The following is a 15,882-nucleotide window of genomic DNA, read 5'->3' as shown; positions in this document are numbered from 1 at the left end:
GAGGAGGCTTGATCTCGCCCGTGGAAAGCGAGTGCCGGAGCGGAAAGCAACGGTTACTCAAATGGTAATATATGTTTGTAAATTTACTCATTATAAGTTAATAGTTCATTTCGAGAGATAATAAATACACATTAGAGGCATAAATAATAGATGAACATACATATGTAGTAGATAGGTGAATACTATTAGAATAGGTGTGAATCGTATGAAAAAGTTAGTAAACGCTTTCATTGCATTTTTAGTCATTGGTAGCTTTATTCTCTCAGTCTCGTTCGCAAAGGAGGAAAATGAAACTGGTTTAAGTAGTATGCACGGCGTAAATGGTGATTTTGAAGTCTATAGCGTAGATAACACTGAAATACTGCCTAAGCGAAACATTACCGAATCCAATATACCTATTAATACTTTCACTGCTATTAATACTAAACAGCAAGTTGTCATACCAACATTTCTCACGCTTGTTCACAAAACAAAAATGCAAGAACAACTATACAAAACAAATGAATTGATGCTACATGATTCCATTTATCCTTTCGGTCACTTGGCAATTCATACGTCACATGACTAAGGCGTGAGCAGTTACTTCACTGCATCACGCCTTTTCATTAGCTCATTACATGATTTTCACGTAAGTATAAAATGATTTCTTTATTATGGATTTGCTTATCTTCTCGGAATAGTGCACGTTGCTTAGATTTTTCAAATAAATACCGTTCCTCCGATGTTTCAGGAATCACTTGCGGTACTTTTACCGGCTTTCGATTTTCGTCAAGTGCTATAAATGTAAAATAGGCAATAGCAGCGATTTTATGTTCCCCTGTACGCAAATTTTCCGCATATACTTTAATAAATATTTCCATCGAACTTGTTCCTGTCCATATAACAAATGACTCAAATGTGACGGACTCTTCTGGACGAATGGGCTGTAAAAATTCGACTGTATCCACTGAAGCCGTGACACACTCACGACGACTGTGCTTTGCAGCAGAAATGGATGCTACTTGGTCCATGTCACTTAATAAGCGTCCACCAAAAAGCGTGTTATGATTATTGAAATCATTTGGAAATACACGCCCCGATCTCAACACACGTGAATCTTTACAATATTTTGTTTCTTCCACCTAAACTCCCCCTATTCTCCCATATACACCTCATCTTTACTACATCATTTCTATACTTAAAGTTCATTTTAAGCTATTAAATGTCATTTTTCTATACATAATCCAAAAATACATCTCATGTTAACTGGAGAAGTCACTAAAAAAGTCGATTTATACCAGCATTATTGGTACAAATCGACTCTTCACTTTTATAGAATAATGGAAACAACAAACTTCTTACATTTTTGAATATCATACAACTTTCCTACATTAAAGGTGATGGGCTTTTTCAGTTTAAACTATTGCTGTGTAGGCTTTCGCAATTTATGATTGCAATTCAATTTCTCCTGAAATATCGGTTCCTTGAAGTGCTTGTGTAGCAAGGCGATCTGCTTCCGTATTTTGTTTTCGAGAAATGAGTTCATATTCCGGTCTAATCCCTAATGATTGTAGCTTACCTTCTATTTTATCTGCCCAGCTTGCTAAATTTTGCTCATAAGCTGGCCATTCCCCGTTTAATTGATTGATCACCACTTGGGAATCACCGATAAAGCGTACCGTTTGATGATGCACATCCATTAACTCTAATTCCACTAAACTTAAATGCAATGCTGCATATTCTGCCTCATTGTTTGAATCTAAACTTGATACATATGCATTACGACGCAAGCGGTAAGACTTACCATCTTTCTCATAATAAATCGCGACACCAAGACCTGAACCTTTTGTTTGCACATCAAAGCCACCGTCAAAATACACCGTAATATTATGCGGTTCTGTCTCCATTTCTTTTATATACTTTTTCAACTCTTTGATCATCCATGTACTATCATGTTCATCCATAATTTCTATCGTTTTCACACGACCAGTACGTTCTAAATCTTCCACAATCATCAGCGTATGTTCAACGCTCATCGGTTCTGAGCGAAAGATTGTCGTTGCCCCTTTAGGTGTTTTATATGTCCACTCAATTGTTAGTTTCAAGGCGAATCAAACCTTTCCTAATATTTCCTTTATTATAACAAAAAAGCCCCTCCTTTATACGTAAAGGAGTAGCAGGACTTATGCGACTTATAAAATATTTTTCGATTTTCTTTTTCCAACTTTTTATCAAGCGTGTTGATTTACCTTTTATTGTTAATGAAATCGTGTAAAACGTTGATTTCCGCTCCATTCGGCTCGCTTTCCACGGGCATGGCCTCAGCCTCCTCGTCGCTCGTACCTCACTCCTGCGGGGTCTTCAGCTCATGCTATTCCCGTAGGAGTCTCGCCGATTCCGCTACAATCAACTGGCAAGTCATTTTTGATTACGTTTTTGCTAAAGAAACACACTTCTATACAGGAAATATTTTGATAATCAACACACCTGACTTTTTATCTTGTTAACGAAGACATGGGAATATGTTGGTTTCTGCTACAACTAACTCGCTTTTCACATATTTCTTTGAGCAAATATATGTAACTTTAAGGTAATATAGGGTAAAATTAGTACATCATTACTCATCACCGTAAGTGGTGAAGATAAACCAACATTCTTGAAAGGAAAAAAACAATGACACATTCTAGTAATAACTCGAAACCAAAAACGCGTACGCTTATTGCTACTCAAACTGAAGTCCCTGGAGTATTTCATATAGTCACTTACGCTACTCCTATATGGAATAATGTAAATGAACAAATAATAAAAACAACACTAACACGTATCGATTGGCAAGCTATAGAAACAAAACCCCACTAACTGTTAGCTCCAAAAGATAAGCTCGCTATCGTCTAGACAGCGAGCTTATCTCCTCTCTTGAATGCACTAGTTTTCACATGTACGGAACTCTTTCATATATTAAGCCTTTACATTTTCTTCGTCGCCTAACATTTTGTGTAGGTATTCGATAATTTCACGAATTCCTTCTAATGAATTCACTAAAATTTTCGGATCAACACATGTAATCATACGCTCTTCTAAATTAGCAACAGCTGTAAAATAAGCCGTTTTTGCATAATTTACAAGACCTACTTGTTTTAAAACACTCGGATCGAAATCTAGTATTTCACGCGCATCTGTTACAACCAGTCCATAATTTACGACATCCGTATTTAAAATAATAATACGTACTTGTTCACCTTGACTTGACTGATGATATAAAATACGTTGAAAATCAATCACTGGAATGACCTCCCCACGCATGCGTGTGAAGCCTAACAAATAATTCGGTAAGTGTGGAATAGGTGTAATACGCTCTAACTTTTCGATGGATACAACTTGTTCTACTGGTACGGCATATTCTTCCTGTCCACAAGCAAATACAACTGATTTTTCAAATCCCATAGTAACTCCTCTTTCTGTTATTTTCCTGCGCACTTTACAATTTCAACTAAATAATCCGCTAGCTTTTCTAGTTCTTCAATTGGCATACGTTCATTTGTTGTATGAATTTCTTCATAGCCTACTGCTAAGTTTACAGTTGGAATACCAAATCCAGCAATGACGTTAGCATCACTACCGCCACCTGAAATGCCTAATGTTGGCTCTCTATCTACTTGACGTGCTGCTTCCATTGCTACTTGTACTACTTTATCAGCTTCAGTTGCTCTAAAACCAGGGTACATGAGCTGTACATCTACTTCTGCCCGCCCCCCTAGCTGTGCTGAAACAGTTTCAAATGTTTCTTTCATATGTGCCGTTTGTGCGTTTAGTTTAGCCTCGTCAATAGAGCGTGCTTCCGCTAAAATATATACTTCATCACAAACAATATTTGTTGCTTTGCCACCCTCAAATCGGCCGATATTAGCGGTTGTTTCTTCATCTAGGCGACCTAGCTTCATCTGTGCAATGGATTTTGCAGCGAGCGTAATGGCTGAAATCCCTTTTTCAGGTGCCACACCTGCATGAGCTGTTTTCCCCATAATCTTTGCCTCAATCCGCGCTTGGAACGGTGCTGCTACAACAATCTCGCCTACTTTGCCATTACTATCCACCGCAAATCCATATTTCGCTAGTATCATCGATGGATCCAGCTCTTTTGCACCAACTAAACCGCTTTCTTCTCCCGCCGTAATAATAAACTGGATCGTACCATGCGCAATATGTTGCTCTTTTAAACGGCGTGCCATTTCAAATAACGCAGCCATCCCTGCTTTATCATCCGCACCTAAAATCGTTGTTCCGTCTGAGTAAATATAGCCGTCTTCGCGAATTTCTGGCTTAATCCCTTTTCCTGGTACAACTGTATCCATATGTACAGTAAAGTAAATCGGCTCTACATTCAGTGTACCTTTTAAAGTAGCAATAATATTCCCTGCTCCGTGTCCATTGCGTGTATGTGCATCATCTTGTACAACATCAAAGCCCATCTCTTCAAGCTTTTTCACAAGAATTGGTGCGATTATTTCTTCGTGTTTCGTTTCAGAGTCAATTTGTACCAGTTCTAAAAATTCTTTTACAACGCGAGTAGTCATAAAGTACACTCCCTTTTAATCCAAAATAAGATAGTACTATTCTACCTTTATCACCAATGAAAAACAATTATTCCTATTCATCTGATAGCAGTTTCGCTTTTTTTACAGATAATTGTTCTTTTTGTTGCTCTACTATTTCAAGCTTATGTTTCAGTGCAAGCAATGTATTCGATACATCATCTAATACACGTGAAATTTGGTTTGTAGAAGTGGAGATTTTCGAATGAATGGACCATGCTGAAAATACATCATCTAAGAAGAAATCAGCAAATTTGACAAAACCATCTGTATCGATTTGTAATGTTTCATGTTTCATTTCTTGAATGTCTAATAATTCATTTTGAAAACGTTGGAGAGCTATTTGCGCTCGATGCAAATACGCATTAGACTTATCAAGTTCCTGGTGTTTTAATGTTGTGGCAATGAGGCCCCCACCTAAAAATGTATCCCATGTTGAATAATTCTTTGCTGTCTGCAATGCTTTCGCCGCTTCAACCAGTTTTCGTTGCGCTTCTTTTCCTGCTGTAATCGCCTCATGTATTTCAGTTAATAATTGTTGCACTAAAAATTGTTGTTCAATGATTTCATCTAATATAGCGGCTTTTTCTTGATGATTCGCCATATAGTACAGTTGAATTTTGTTTTCAAGCTCTTTGATTTGATCGATTAAATACAACTCATTCATGGCATTTATTTTGTAAATCGTGTCGACTAAATCATCATTTAAATCTTCCTGCATCAGTTGGGCTTCAATCAGTTTTAACTCTTTCGTTGCCATCACATCTAAGCGTTCTTCTAATAACTCTTGCTGTTTGCCTGTCCATGTACGAAATACATTCACAAAAGAAAAACCTTCTAATTTGTTTAATTTTTTGCGCGCATCTTTTAAATCTTGTTCGTATTTTTCAATATTAACTGCTACATGCTTCATTTGATGTTCTAATGATACTTGTTGCTTTTTTAACTTCTCTAGTGAAAGGATTTGCATTTTATAACTTTGGAGTTGTTGTTGCAATTCAATTAAATTCATTTTTTCCTCCTTATACTATTGCGGTGATTTTACTACTATAAGAAAAATAGGACATAAGAAAGACCTGTCTTGAGCAAAAATAGCGTGAAATATTGTTCTCCTCATACAGATATCGTCACACTAAAAAAACGCTCTCACAAGTGGTGAGAGCGATTTTGTTCGCTTCTTATAGAGGGATATTGCCGTGTTTTTTGTATGGACGGTCTTCGTGTTTTGTAGAAAGCATATCTAATGCTTGGATTAGCTTAATACGTGTTTCGCGTGGATCGATTACATCGTCTACCATACCGCGAGATGCTGCAACGTAAGGGTTTGCGAACTTCTCTTTGTACTCTTCGATTTTTTGAGCACGTGTTGCTTCTGGGTCAGCCGATTTTGCGATTTCACCAGCATGGATGATGTTTGCCGCACCAGCAGCACCCATTACCGCGATTTCAGCGTTTGGCCAAGCGAATACTAAGTCCGCACCGATTGCTTTAGAGTTAAGCGCTACATATGCACCACCGTATGCTTTACGTAAGATCACTGTAATTTTTGGTACAGTTGCTTCTGAGTAAGCATAAAGGATTTTCGCGCCGTGACGGATAATACCACCGTGCTCTTGTTTTACACCTGGGAAGAAGCCAGATACGTCTTCGAATGTAATTACAGGTACGTTGAACGCGTCACACGTACGTACGAAACGAGCTAATTTGTCTGAAGAATCGATATCTAAACCACCAGCTAAGAACTTCGGTTGGTTACATACAAGACCTACCGATTCACCCGCGATACGAGCGAAACCAACTACGATGTTTTTCGCGAATTCTTTTTGAACTTCCATAAATGAACCTTCGTCCACTACTAGCTCCACAACTTTACGCACATCATACGATTTTGTTTGGTCGATTGGCACAACGTCTACAAGCTCTGAGCGATACTCATCTCCAGCAGTATATTCTGCTTTTGGTGCTTTTTCTTTATTGTTTTGTGGTAAGTAAGATAATAATTGTTGGATTTGAGCAATCGCTGCTTCTTCGCTTTCAGCACGGAAGTGGGCGTTACCAGAAATCGCGTTGTGTACTTTTGAACCACCTAAACCTTCAGAAGAAATTTTCTCACCTGTTACCGTTTCGATTACTTTCGGTCCTGTGATGAACATTTGAGACGTTTTATCTACCATTAAGATAAAGTCCGTAATCGCTGGAGAGTAAACTGCTCCACCCGCACATGGTCCCATAATTACTGAAATTTGTGGAATTACACCAGAATAAATAGAGTTACGGTAGAAAATGTGACCATAACCATCTAAAGAAAGTACGCCTTCCTGAATACGCGCACCGCCTGAATCGTTAATACCGATGAAAGGTGTACCGTTTTTCGCAGCTAAGTCCATTGCTGTTGCAATTTTTTTCGCGTGCATTTCACCAAGTGCACCACCGAATACAGTGAAATCTTGTGCGAATAAGTATACGTTACGGCCGTTGATTTTACCAAAACCAGTTACTACACCGTCACCAGGGCCTTCTAATTTTTCCATACCAAAGTCTACCGTACGGTGTGTGATGAATGGGTTGATTTCTACGAAAGTGCCTTCGTCAAGTAACATCTCGATACGCTCACGAGCAGTCATTTTGCCTTTTTCGTGTTGTTTTTCGATACGAGCGTCACCGCCACCTAATTCAATAATCCCTTTGCGATCATATAGTTCATTGATTTTGTCAAACATATCTACAGTAAGTGCCATTATTTTTGCTCCCCTTTTCCACTTTTATCACATAATTCGTATAGTACACCGAAAGAGTCTTTCGGATGTAAGAACGCTACTTCAGCGCCGCCTGCACCAGGACCTGGTTCATCTGAAAGAAGGCGTACACCTTTTTCACGAAGTTCAGCCATGCGCTCACGGATACCTGTAACACCAAATGCTACGTGATGAATGCCTTCACCGCGTTTTTCTAAGAAACCATGAATTGCACTTTTTTCACTCATTGGTTCTAAAAGCTCAATTTTTACGTTTCCAGCATCGATGAAAGCTACTTTCACTTGTTGAGATTCTACTTCTTCTAATTTTAAAAGTTTTAAACCAAGTGTTTCCGTATAATATGTAATACGTTCATCGATATTGCGTACTGCGATTCCAATGTGGTCTACTTTTTCCATTGTGTAAACTCCCCTTATAAATGGCTATATTGCCGCTTTGTATTAAGCGATAACTACTTGAGAATTTCTTTAAATTTGATACACTAAATAAAGAGAAAAGAAGGAGCGAATACGTATGAGCAATAAGAAATTTCAAAAAATCGTTGTCTATACAATGATTGTCATTATGTTAATTTCAACGATTGGACTAGGTTTAGCTGCTATTATGTAAGGTGGATGCGATGTTGCATCCATCTTTTTTATTACAACCCCTTAAAAGATTGCTTGATTGCTAAATACGCATCCATTTCCTCAATAAACTGATACAATGCTGCCATAGCTCTAAATGTTTGATGGTCATTTGGTAATGGCATATTGGCGAACTCTACTTTTACTTCATTTAGTTTTTCTCTAAAATGACTAGCTGTATTGCCTGAATGAACATGTTCACTTAGCTCTTCCATAAAAACAGCGACTAATTCCGATTGTTGTACTATAACAGGTAGGGCAGTAATTTTCGGCAAAACACGTTCAATGATCTCCAGTTGTTGTTCCCGCATATCAAAATAGACATAATATGCATTTTTCTTACGTGTAAGATGATTTTCAACATCCTGGAAAGCAAGTGCTTTTGCCTTATTTAATATTTCGACAGCTTTTACAAGTTCATGACCATCCCAAAGCATATCCCCTTCCTTTAAATATTTCGCAATTTCAGAAAATATTTTTTTGTATAAGGATTCAATTTCTCTTCGGTACCAGTCAAGTTCCTTTTGAATATCTGGCATGTACATATTCACTACTAAACCTACTGTATAGCCAATTGCCATTAATGCTAATTCATTATAGAAAAGTGCTAATGTAAAATGGGCTTCCGCATAAATGTGCATAATAATGACTGCACTGGAGATAAAACCTGCGATTACACCAACCGATACAATTGTTGGTATAAAAACGACAAGCATTATTCCGAGAATAACGGGGTTATATCCAAATATTTCGAAAAATACGTATGCAAGTATCATTGCGATAGCACTTGCTACCACACGTGTGTACACGGCATGAAGCGATTTCTTTTTCGTCGGCTGTACGCTCAAAACGGTTAAAATTCCTGCGGCAGTAAAAAAATCTAAGTTACAGTACTGCGCGATTGCTATCGCAACAGAAGCACCAAGCGCCGTCTTTAATGTACGATAGCCGATTGAAAATTTTTTCATCGAGCGCTCTCCCTTTTTTTAATAGGAAGTGCAAGTCCCATCAATAACGGGACTGCACCGGCTTTTTTATACTTCCTCGCAGTATTCTTCAAAGTAACCTTGTAAGTTCGTAACAACACTAACAGGATCATGTCCTTCAATCTCGTAACGTCCCACTTCTGCCACTACTTGACCATCTTTTAATAAAACAAATGATGGCGATGATGGTAAGTGATCTTCACCAAAAAGATAACGAGCTGCTGCAGTCGCCTCTTTGTCTTGACCTGCAAATACTGTTACTAAATGATCTGGACGCTTATCATAGTGAATCGCTGCACCAGCTGCTGGGCGAGCAATTCCCCCTGCACATCCACATACAGAGTTCACCAGAACAAGGGTTGTACCAGGACGTTCAAACGCCGCTTCCACCTCTTCAGGTGTACGTAATTGTTCGTAGCCCGCTGCTTCCATTTCAGCACGTGCTGTCGTTGTAATTTGCTGCATAAATAAATCGTAGTCCATATTCATCGATTCATCGCTCCTTTCACAATACCATTTTATCATAGCAAGTTCGTTCGGGCGTTGCAAAGGACTTCAGTTGCAGAATCGATTGTTTAATAACCAATTATCCTTATTTTTCATCAAATAATTGATTAACCCCTTGTGTCACAGTTAGTCGACCATTTAAAATGGCATCCTCTAACTCGCGAACTTGCACTTTACGTGACGGATTTTGGTAAAAGGAATCGATTAAGTGATCCGTAATCATCGTATGGAACCAATCACGTGTTTGTTCATGACGGCGTACTGTCCAATAATTTGATTTTTTAATCGTTTCCTCAAAAGTCAACAGCATATTCCATACATCTTCCAAACCCGTTTTTTCCATTGAGGACGCAGCAAGTGATGTACTAACCCACCCTGGTGTGGACGGCTGTAGAAAGTGTAAAATTTGCTTATACTCTTGCACCGTTCTTCGTGCTGGACGTACATTATCACCATCGGCTTTATGCACTAAAATCCCGTCCGCTAATTCCATAATTCCTTTTTTCATGCCTTGTAGCTCGTCTCCCGCTCCTGTTAATACAAGTAGCAAGAAGAAGTCGACCATGCCGCGTACATACGTCTCACTTTGTCCAACGCCAACCGTTTCAATTAAAATGACATCATAGCCAGCTGCTTCACAAATGAGCATCGTTTCACGCGTTTTCTTATGGACGCCACCTAATGTACCTGCGGAAGGTGATGGACGAACGAATGCATTTTCTTGACGAACAAGCTCTTCCATACGCGTTTTATCGCCTAAAATACTCCCGCCAGATAATGAGGAACTTGGATCAATTGCAAGTACCGCTACTTTTTTGCCCATTTTACAGAGCATCGTCCCAAATGCCTCGATAAACGAAGATTTACCTGCACCTGGTACACCTGTAATGCCAATACGAATACTGTTACCCGTAAACGGTAGTAGCTCTTGCAGTAATGTTTGCCCCTGCTCCTTATGCTCAGCATTGGAACTTTCGACAAGCGTAATCGCCTTGGAAAGCGAAGTACGTGAACCGGCACGTACTTCACTTGCTAAGGCAGGGATATCAAGCGGTTCTTGCTTTTTTTTACGGAATCGTTTCGGGGCTGAGTGACTCATACCATCATGACCACCTTTCACGCCTTCCATGACAATTAAGCCTTTATCTTCCATCCCTTTAAAGTATTCCATTAGTTTGCCACTTCCTCGTAGCCTAACTGTTTGTAGATTTCCTCAATTAATTTTTGAGCTGCTACTGGAAGAACTGTACCAGGACCGAAGATTGCTTTTGCCCCAGCTTCGTATAGGAAGTCATAATCTTGTGCTGGGATTACACCACCACAAATGACAATGATATCTTCACGGCCTAATTTTTTCAGTTCAGCGACTAATTCTGGTACTAATGTTTTATGACCCGCTGCAAGTGAAGATACACCTACACAGTGTACGTCATTTTCTACAGCCATTTGAGCTGTTTCAGCTGGCGTCATGAATAGTGGAGAAATGTCCACATCGAAACCAAGATCCGCATACGCTGTTGCAACAACTTTTGCACCACGGTCATGACCGTCTTGTCCCATTTTGGCTACTAAAATACGTGGACGACGCCCTTCGTTTTCTAAGAACTCTTCCGTCATTTGTTTTACTTCTTTGATTACCTCATCATCTGCAAAGTTCGACGAGTAAACACCAGAAATTGAACGGATTACCGCTTTATGACGACCTGATACTTTTTCGATTGCATCTGAAATTTCCCCTAAAGATGCGCGAGCACGTGCAGCATCTACTGCTACAGCAAGTAAGTTTTCAGATCCATCTTCAGCTGCTTTTGTTAAACGAGCTAAATGCTTTTGTACTTCTTCTTCGTTACGTTCTGCTTTCATTTTTTCTAAACGCTCGATTTGTTTTTGACGTACAACTGTGTTGTCAATGTCAAGAATATCGATTGGCTCTTCTTCTGCTAAACGGTATTGGTTTACACCAACAATCGTTTCTGCTTTTGAGTCGATTTTCGCTTGGCGTTTCGCCGCAGCTTCTTCAACTTTCATTTTCGGTAAACCTGTATCGATCGCTTTTGCCATTCCGCCAAGCTCTTCGATTTCTTCGATTAATTCCCATGCTTTTTCTTGTAATTCTTCTGTTAATTTCTCCACGTAGTAAGAACCACCCCATGGATCGATTACTTTCGTCATACCTGTTTCTTCTTGTAAGAATAACTGTGTATTACGAGCAATACGCGCTGAGAAGTCTGTTGGTAAAGCAATTGCTTCGTCTAATGCGTTTGTGTGAAGTGACTGTGTATGGCCCATCGCAGCTGCATTTGCTTCGATTAATGTACGCGCTACGTTGTTGAATGGATCTTGCTCTGTTAAAGACCATCCAGACGTTTGAGAGTGCGTACGTAATGCTAAAGATTTTGAACTCTTCGGCTCGAATGTCGACATCATTTGCGCCCAAATACGACGACCTGCACGCATTTTTGCCACTTCCATGTAGTAGTTCATGCCGATTGCCCAGAAGAATGATAAACGCGGTGCAAACTTGTCGATGTCGATACCCGCTTTAAGACCTGTACGTACATACTCAAGACCATCTGCAAGCGTGTAACCAAGCTCGATGTCGTTTGTCGCCCCTGCTTCTTGGATATGGTAACCCGAAATGGAAATCGAATTGAATTTTGGCATAAATTTTGATGTATATTCAAAAATGTCAGCAATAATTTTCATCGACATTGCTGGTGGGTAAATGTACGTATTACGTACCATATACTCTTTTAAAATGTCATTTTGGATTGTACCAGCAAGTTTATCTGGTGTTACTCCTTGCTCTTCTGCTGCAATAATATAGAATGCAAGAACTGGTAATACTGCACCGTTCATTGTCATCGATACAGACATTTGATCAAGTGGAATCCCATCAAATAAAATCTTTGCATCTTCTACAGAGTCAATCGCAACGCCGGCTTTCCCAACATCACCTGTTACACGTGGGTGATCTGAGTCATAGCCACGGTGTGTGGCTAAATCGAATGCTACTGAAAGACCTTTTTGCCCCATCGCTAAGTTACGACGGTAAAATGCATTCGATTCCTCTGCCGTTGAGAAACCTGCATATTGACGTACTGTCCAAGGACGAGCTACGTACATTGTTGGGTAAGGTCCACGTGTATTTGGTGCAATACCCGCTACGTCTTGTGTATGTTTTACATCTTTAATGTCTTCTGCATTGTATACAGATTTTACTTCGATGCCTTCATTCGTTAAAAATGTGCCGTTTGCTTCTACTTGTTCTGCCTTTAGCACGTCCTCGATCACAACTGATTTAAAGTTTGCGCTCATCGTTGTACCTCCTTCATGCTAGCAGTTACAGCATTTAATTTTTCAATGATGTTTTGACCAGCGAAGATAAAGCCGTTTAAGCCTTGTGCTGTCCAAGTATCTGCTTCTTCTTTAAACTTACCTGCTGCATCTAACACGATATGAGCTGGCTTGTCTTCCAGTAATGCAGGGACTAACGCTTTTGTATCATCATCTGTTGCTGCTATACATACGTAATTGAAGTCTGCTTGTGCTAACCAAGCTTTTGCTGCATCGATTGTATCGATTGCACCTGATTGCTCTGGTGTAATACCCGCTGTATTAAAGAAGCCTGCTACAAAGTCTGCACGTGGCTTGAAGTTCTTTAATTCACCGAATGTTAAAATGGCAATTTTAGCATTCGCTGCTGCAAATTCTTTACGTAAGTTTTCGAATGGAATCGCTAAGCGTTTTACATTTGCAAATTGTACATTCTCTTCTGTTGGTAGTTCATCTGCTGGATTTGCGTAGATGTTCGTACCGATTAGTGAATGCTTACGTGTTTCAACTGCTTTAATACGTTGTGCATAAACGTCTGCAATTTGTGCTGCTAACGTATCTGCATATGCATCAATACCGCCTGCTTCTTCAATTTCTAAGAATAGCGCCCAAGCCGCTTTTACGTAATCCGCTGTTAATGATTCGATGAAATATGAACCGCCTGCTGGATCTAATACATTCAATACTTGCGATTCTTCATTAATGACTAATAGTACATTTTGTGCAATACGTGTTGATGTAGTAGTTGGTTTTGATAACACATCATGTGGATGCACTGTAAATACATCAGCACCACCAATTGCGCCAGCAAATGCCTCGTTTCCAGCACGTAATAAGTTTACATAAACGTCTACTTTTGAGAAGCTACGTACGGATGTTTCAGCGACAATTGGTACAGCGATTGCTTCTGCACCAACCCCATTTGCAAACGCTTTCCATAGCACTTTAAAAGCGCGAAGTTTAGCGATTTCTGCAAAGAATTGTGTATCAATAGCAAAGTTGACGAAAAACTTAGAAGCAAATGCTTCATAAGATGCAGCTGCTTTTACTTGTTTTGCCGCAAGTGCTAATGCAATTGCTAACTCTTGTACAGCATTTGCACCATCGTTATGATATGGTACTGTGTTTGCTACCGAAGTTCGTACATTTGGATAGTCTGCTAAATCAATTACATCGTTGCTTAGGATATAGCCTTCGACATTCGTACGTTTGCCTTCTTCGATTGCGTTGAACACGGCTAAAATTGGGTCATTTGCGTTTTCAACAATAAATTTAAACGAATATTCTGTTAAATAACTCGACAATTTAGCAATTATTTGCTCATCTAATGCGAATGGTAGACGGCTATCAATTGTAATTACTTTGTTGCCGCGTGCTAAACTATCTTCTAAATGCGCGAAAAACTTCTCTGGTGAATCGCCTGTGATTTGTTGTGCGATTTGTAATCCATTCGTTGCCGATAACGTACGGATTGTCGCTACTTGTTTCTCAAGCTGATCGCCTAATTTTTCTACAAGCATTTCTTGTGTATAAAGTGGCTCAAGTGTAACCCCTTCGATTGTTTTTGTGAACAATGACTCAAATGGTTTTCCTTTTAAAGCAGCGATTGCCTGCTCTTTCCATTGTTCATAACTAGCTGCCGGAAATTGTATTTCTTTCATGTTAGTTGACATGTGGACGCTAATTAGCTTCCCCCCTTACTATATTCTACAATGTATTTTACATGAGAAAGTGCTTACAATAAAGTATAAAAATTAAAGGAAGCCTATATTTATAGGCTTCCTTGGAGTTGTCAGTAGACTGACATCTTATTTTTATCCGTGTTTTCGAGTATTTCTTTTACTCTTTTCAGAAAATTACCGCAAATAAGTCCATCGAGTACTCGATGATCTAATGATAAACAAAGATTGACTATATCACGTATAGCAAGCATATTTCCACCAATTACTACCGGTTTTTTTACAATACTTTCCACCTGTAGTATAGCAGCTTGCGGATAATTAATAATACCTGCTGACTGAATCGAGCCAAACGAACCTGTATTATTGATGGTGAAAGTTCCGTCCGAAACATGCTCAGGACGTAGGTTTTTAGTTCTTGCCAGCTGTGAAAGTTCATGAATTTCACGCGCTATTCCTTTTATTGACTTTTCATCAGCGTGTTTTATAACAGGGACAAATAATTGGTCATCTGCTGCGACCGCAATGGACATATGAATATCCTTTTTTTGAATGATTTTGTCTCCTGCCCATGTGGAATTGATCATCGGGAATTCCTTTAATGCCTGTGCCACCGCTTTGATGAAAAACGCAAAATACGTTAAATTGTAGCCTTCTTGCCGCTTAAACTCCTCTTTCATGGCATCACGATATGCAACTAACTCTGTTACATCTACTTCGATCATCATCCATGCATGAGGAATCTCTTGCTTACTGCGCACCATATTATTTGCAATCGCTCGTCGTACGCTTGTAATCGGTAGTTCGATATCTCCACTTTTTAAAGCTGTTTGTTCTTTTCGTAATGGTACGTTTTGCTGCACCTCTTGCTGCACTTCAAGCGCAACTGGTGTTGACACAGGTTCACTTTGTTGTTGGCCAGTATTGATCATTGCTAATACATCTTTTCGTGTAATCCGCCCTTCAAACCCTGTACCTTCCATCTTTTCTAAATCAACCGCATATTCTGCGGCAAGCTTCAATACGGCTGGTGAATAACGTGCCTTTGCTTTCGGCTCACGTAGCTCTCTTTTTGATGAGGGATCTTCTTTTTTAGATAAGGGTTTATGCACACCTGCATTTAAAATAGCGGCAGAAACATTAGATTTTTTGGTTTCCGGCGCAGCTGGTAGTTCATTGCTACTTTCGATTTGAACGGTACAAACAACCGCCCCTACTGGAAGTGTCTCGCCTTCAACAGCAATTAACTCTTGAATAATGCCACTAAAGGACGAGGGAATTTCTGCTTGCACCTTATCTGTCAGGACTTCTGCCAATGGATCGTATTTATTTACGCGGTCTCCCACTTTTACAAGCCAACGTTCAATCGTACCTTCTGTGACACTTTCCCCAAGCTGAGGCATCGTAATGTTTTGAATCAT

Annotated in this window: 15 protein-coding genes and 1 pseudogene; 2 read left to right on the top strand and 14 right to left on the bottom strand. The window is 39.5% G+C overall.

Annotated features, from left to right (window positions below; genetic code table 11):
- The first annotated feature begins 205 nt into the window (after positions 1-205).
- Positions 206-568, top strand: coding sequence for a hypothetical protein (locus tag AC3II9_RS11490; protein WP_489155542.1), 363 nt, complete (start codon positions 206-208; stop codon positions 566-568).
- Positions 569-605: 37 nt separating this feature from the next.
- Here the strand turns inward: AC3II9_RS11490 and AC3II9_RS11485 are convergent, their stop codons facing one another.
- The 7 genes from AC3II9_RS11485 to mce form a co-directional block, all read right to left on the bottom strand.
- Positions 606-1,121 (bottom strand): acyl-CoA thioesterase, encoded by a 516-nt coding sequence (locus AC3II9_RS11485; RefSeq protein ID WP_391372008.1) that lies wholly within the window; start codon positions 1,119-1,121, stop codon positions 606-608.
- Positions 1,122-1,424: 303 nt separating this feature from the next.
- Positions 1,425-2,084 carry a ribonuclease H family protein gene (locus AC3II9_RS11480; RefSeq protein ID WP_489155540.1) on the bottom strand — a complete coding sequence of 220 codons (660 nt, stop codon included), beginning with the start codon at positions 2,082-2,084 and terminating at the stop codon, positions 1,425-1,427.
- A gap of 853 nt (positions 2,085-2,937) precedes the next feature.
- On the bottom strand, positions 2,938-3,423 hold the full coding sequence (locus tag AC3II9_RS11475) for a chemotaxis protein CheW (protein WP_489155538.1): 486 nt from the start codon (positions 3,421-3,423) through the stop codon (positions 2,938-2,940).
- 17 nt (positions 3,424-3,440) lie between these two features.
- Complete coding sequence (locus AC3II9_RS11470) at positions 3,441-4,553, bottom strand: M20/M25/M40 family metallo-hydrolase (RefSeq protein ID WP_489155537.1); 1,113 nt, start codon at positions 4,551-4,553, stop codon at positions 3,441-3,443.
- A gap of 73 nt (positions 4,554-4,626) precedes the next feature.
- Positions 4,627-5,583 (bottom strand): hypothetical protein, encoded by a 957-nt coding sequence (locus tag AC3II9_RS11465; protein ID WP_489155535.1) that lies wholly within the window; start codon positions 5,581-5,583, stop codon positions 4,627-4,629.
- A 166-nt stretch (positions 5,584-5,749) separates the two neighbouring features.
- Positions 5,750-7,309, bottom strand: a complete 1,560-nt coding sequence (locus AC3II9_RS11460; RefSeq protein WP_431029895.1) for an acyl-CoA carboxylase subunit beta — start codon at positions 7,307-7,309, stop codon at positions 5,750-5,752.
- Complete coding sequence (gene mce, locus AC3II9_RS11455) at positions 7,309-7,725, bottom strand: methylmalonyl-CoA epimerase (RefSeq protein WP_391371990.1); 417 nt, start codon at positions 7,723-7,725, stop codon at positions 7,309-7,311. The genes AC3II9_RS11460 and mce overlap by 1 nt, the downstream gene beginning before the upstream one ends.
- Positions 7,726-7,840: 115 nt before the next feature.
- Here mce and prli42 point away from each other — a divergent pair, with 115 nt between their 5' ends.
- Entirely contained in the window at positions 7,841-7,936 is a 96-nt protein-coding gene (prli42, locus tag AC3II9_RS11450; RefSeq protein WP_391371987.1) for a stressosome-associated protein Prli42, read from the top strand.
- Positions 7,937-7,967: 31 nt separating this feature from the next.
- Here prli42 and AC3II9_RS11445 read toward each other — a convergent pair whose 3' ends face one another.
- The 7 genes and pseudogenes from AC3II9_RS11445 to AC3II9_RS11415 all read right to left on the bottom strand — a co-directional run.
- Entirely contained in the window at positions 7,968-8,921 is a 954-nt protein-coding gene (locus tag AC3II9_RS11445) for an aromatic acid exporter family protein (protein ID WP_489155534.1), read from the bottom strand.
- A 66-nt stretch (positions 8,922-8,987) separates the two neighbouring features.
- Positions 8,988-9,428: a BrxA/BrxB family bacilliredoxin gene (locus AC3II9_RS11440; protein ID WP_391371981.1), complete on the bottom strand. Its 441-nt coding sequence runs from the start codon at positions 9,426-9,428 to the stop codon at positions 8,988-8,990.
- A 103-nt stretch (positions 9,429-9,531) separates the two neighbouring features.
- Positions 9,532-10,617: a methylmalonyl Co-A mutase-associated GTPase MeaB gene (gene meaB, locus AC3II9_RS11435; RefSeq protein WP_489155532.1), complete on the bottom strand. Its 1,086-nt coding sequence runs from the start codon at positions 10,615-10,617 to the stop codon at positions 9,532-9,534.
- Positions 10,617-12,764 carry a methylmalonyl-CoA mutase gene (gene scpA / locus AC3II9_RS11430; protein WP_489155531.1) on the bottom strand — a complete coding sequence of 716 codons (2,148 nt, stop codon included), beginning with the start codon at positions 12,762-12,764 and terminating at the stop codon, positions 10,617-10,619. Before scpA ends, meaB begins: the two co-directional genes overlap by 1 nt.
- Positions 12,761-14,443, bottom strand: coding sequence for a methylmalonyl-CoA mutase family protein (locus AC3II9_RS11425; RefSeq protein WP_489155529.1), 1,683 nt, complete (start codon positions 14,441-14,443; stop codon positions 12,761-12,763). Before AC3II9_RS11425 ends, scpA begins: the two co-directional genes overlap by 4 nt.
- Before the next feature lie 131 nt (positions 14,444-14,574).
- Positions 14,575-15,417 (bottom strand): dihydrolipoamide acetyltransferase family protein, encoded by an 843-nt coding sequence (locus tag AC3II9_RS11420; RefSeq protein WP_489155552.1) that lies wholly within the window; start codon positions 15,415-15,417, stop codon positions 14,575-14,577.
- A pseudogene (locus AC3II9_RS11415) lies at positions 15,396-15,882 on the bottom strand (biotin/lipoyl-containing protein); the annotation flags it as partial. The pseudogene AC3II9_RS11415 and the gene AC3II9_RS11420, both read right to left, overlap by 22 nt.

It is taken from the genome of Lysinibacillus sp. RU7, assembly GCF_057837305.1.
Note: the sequence above shows the minus strand (reverse complement) of the source record. Positions and strands in the feature narration are given on the sequence as shown.

Coding starts and splice junctions, on each gene's coding strand:
- AC3II9_RS11425 (WP_489155529.1), bottom strand. CDS start 14,443: ATGAAAGAAATACAATTTCCGGCAGCTAGTTATGAACAATGGAAAGAG.
- AC3II9_RS11440 (WP_391371981.1), bottom strand. CDS start 9,428: ATGAATATGGACTACGATTTATTTATGCAGCAAATTACAACGACAGCA.
- mce (WP_391371990.1), bottom strand. CDS start 7,725: ATGGAAAAAGTAGACCACATTGGAATCGCAGTACGCAATATCGATGAA.
- scpA (WP_489155531.1), bottom strand. CDS start 12,764: ATGAGCGCAAACTTTAAATCAGTTGTGATCGAGGACGTGCTAAAGGCA.
- AC3II9_RS11490 (WP_489155542.1), top strand. CDS start 206: ATGAAAAAGTTAGTAAACGCTTTCATTGCATTTTTAGTCATTGGTAGC.
- prli42 (WP_391371987.1), top strand. CDS start 7,841: ATGAGCAATAAGAAATTTCAAAAAATCGTTGTCTATACAATGATTGTC.
- AC3II9_RS11470 (WP_489155537.1), bottom strand. CDS start 4,553: ATGACTACTCGCGTTGTAAAAGAATTTTTAGAACTGGTACAAATTGAC.
- AC3II9_RS11475 (WP_489155538.1), bottom strand. CDS start 3,423: ATGGGATTTGAAAAATCAGTTGTATTTGCTTGTGGACAGGAAGAATAT.
- AC3II9_RS11460 (WP_431029895.1), bottom strand. CDS start 7,309: ATGGCACTTACTGTAGATATGTTTGACAAAATCAATGAACTATATGAT.
- AC3II9_RS11465 (WP_489155535.1), bottom strand. CDS start 5,583: ATGAATTTAATTGAATTGCAACAACAACTCCAAAGTTATAAAATGCAA.
- AC3II9_RS11445 (WP_489155534.1), bottom strand. CDS start 8,921: ATGAAAAAATTTTCAATCGGCTATCGTACATTAAAGACGGCGCTTGGT.
- meaB (WP_489155532.1), bottom strand. CDS start 10,617: ATGGAATACTTTAAAGGGATGGAAGATAAAGGCTTAATTGTCATGGAA.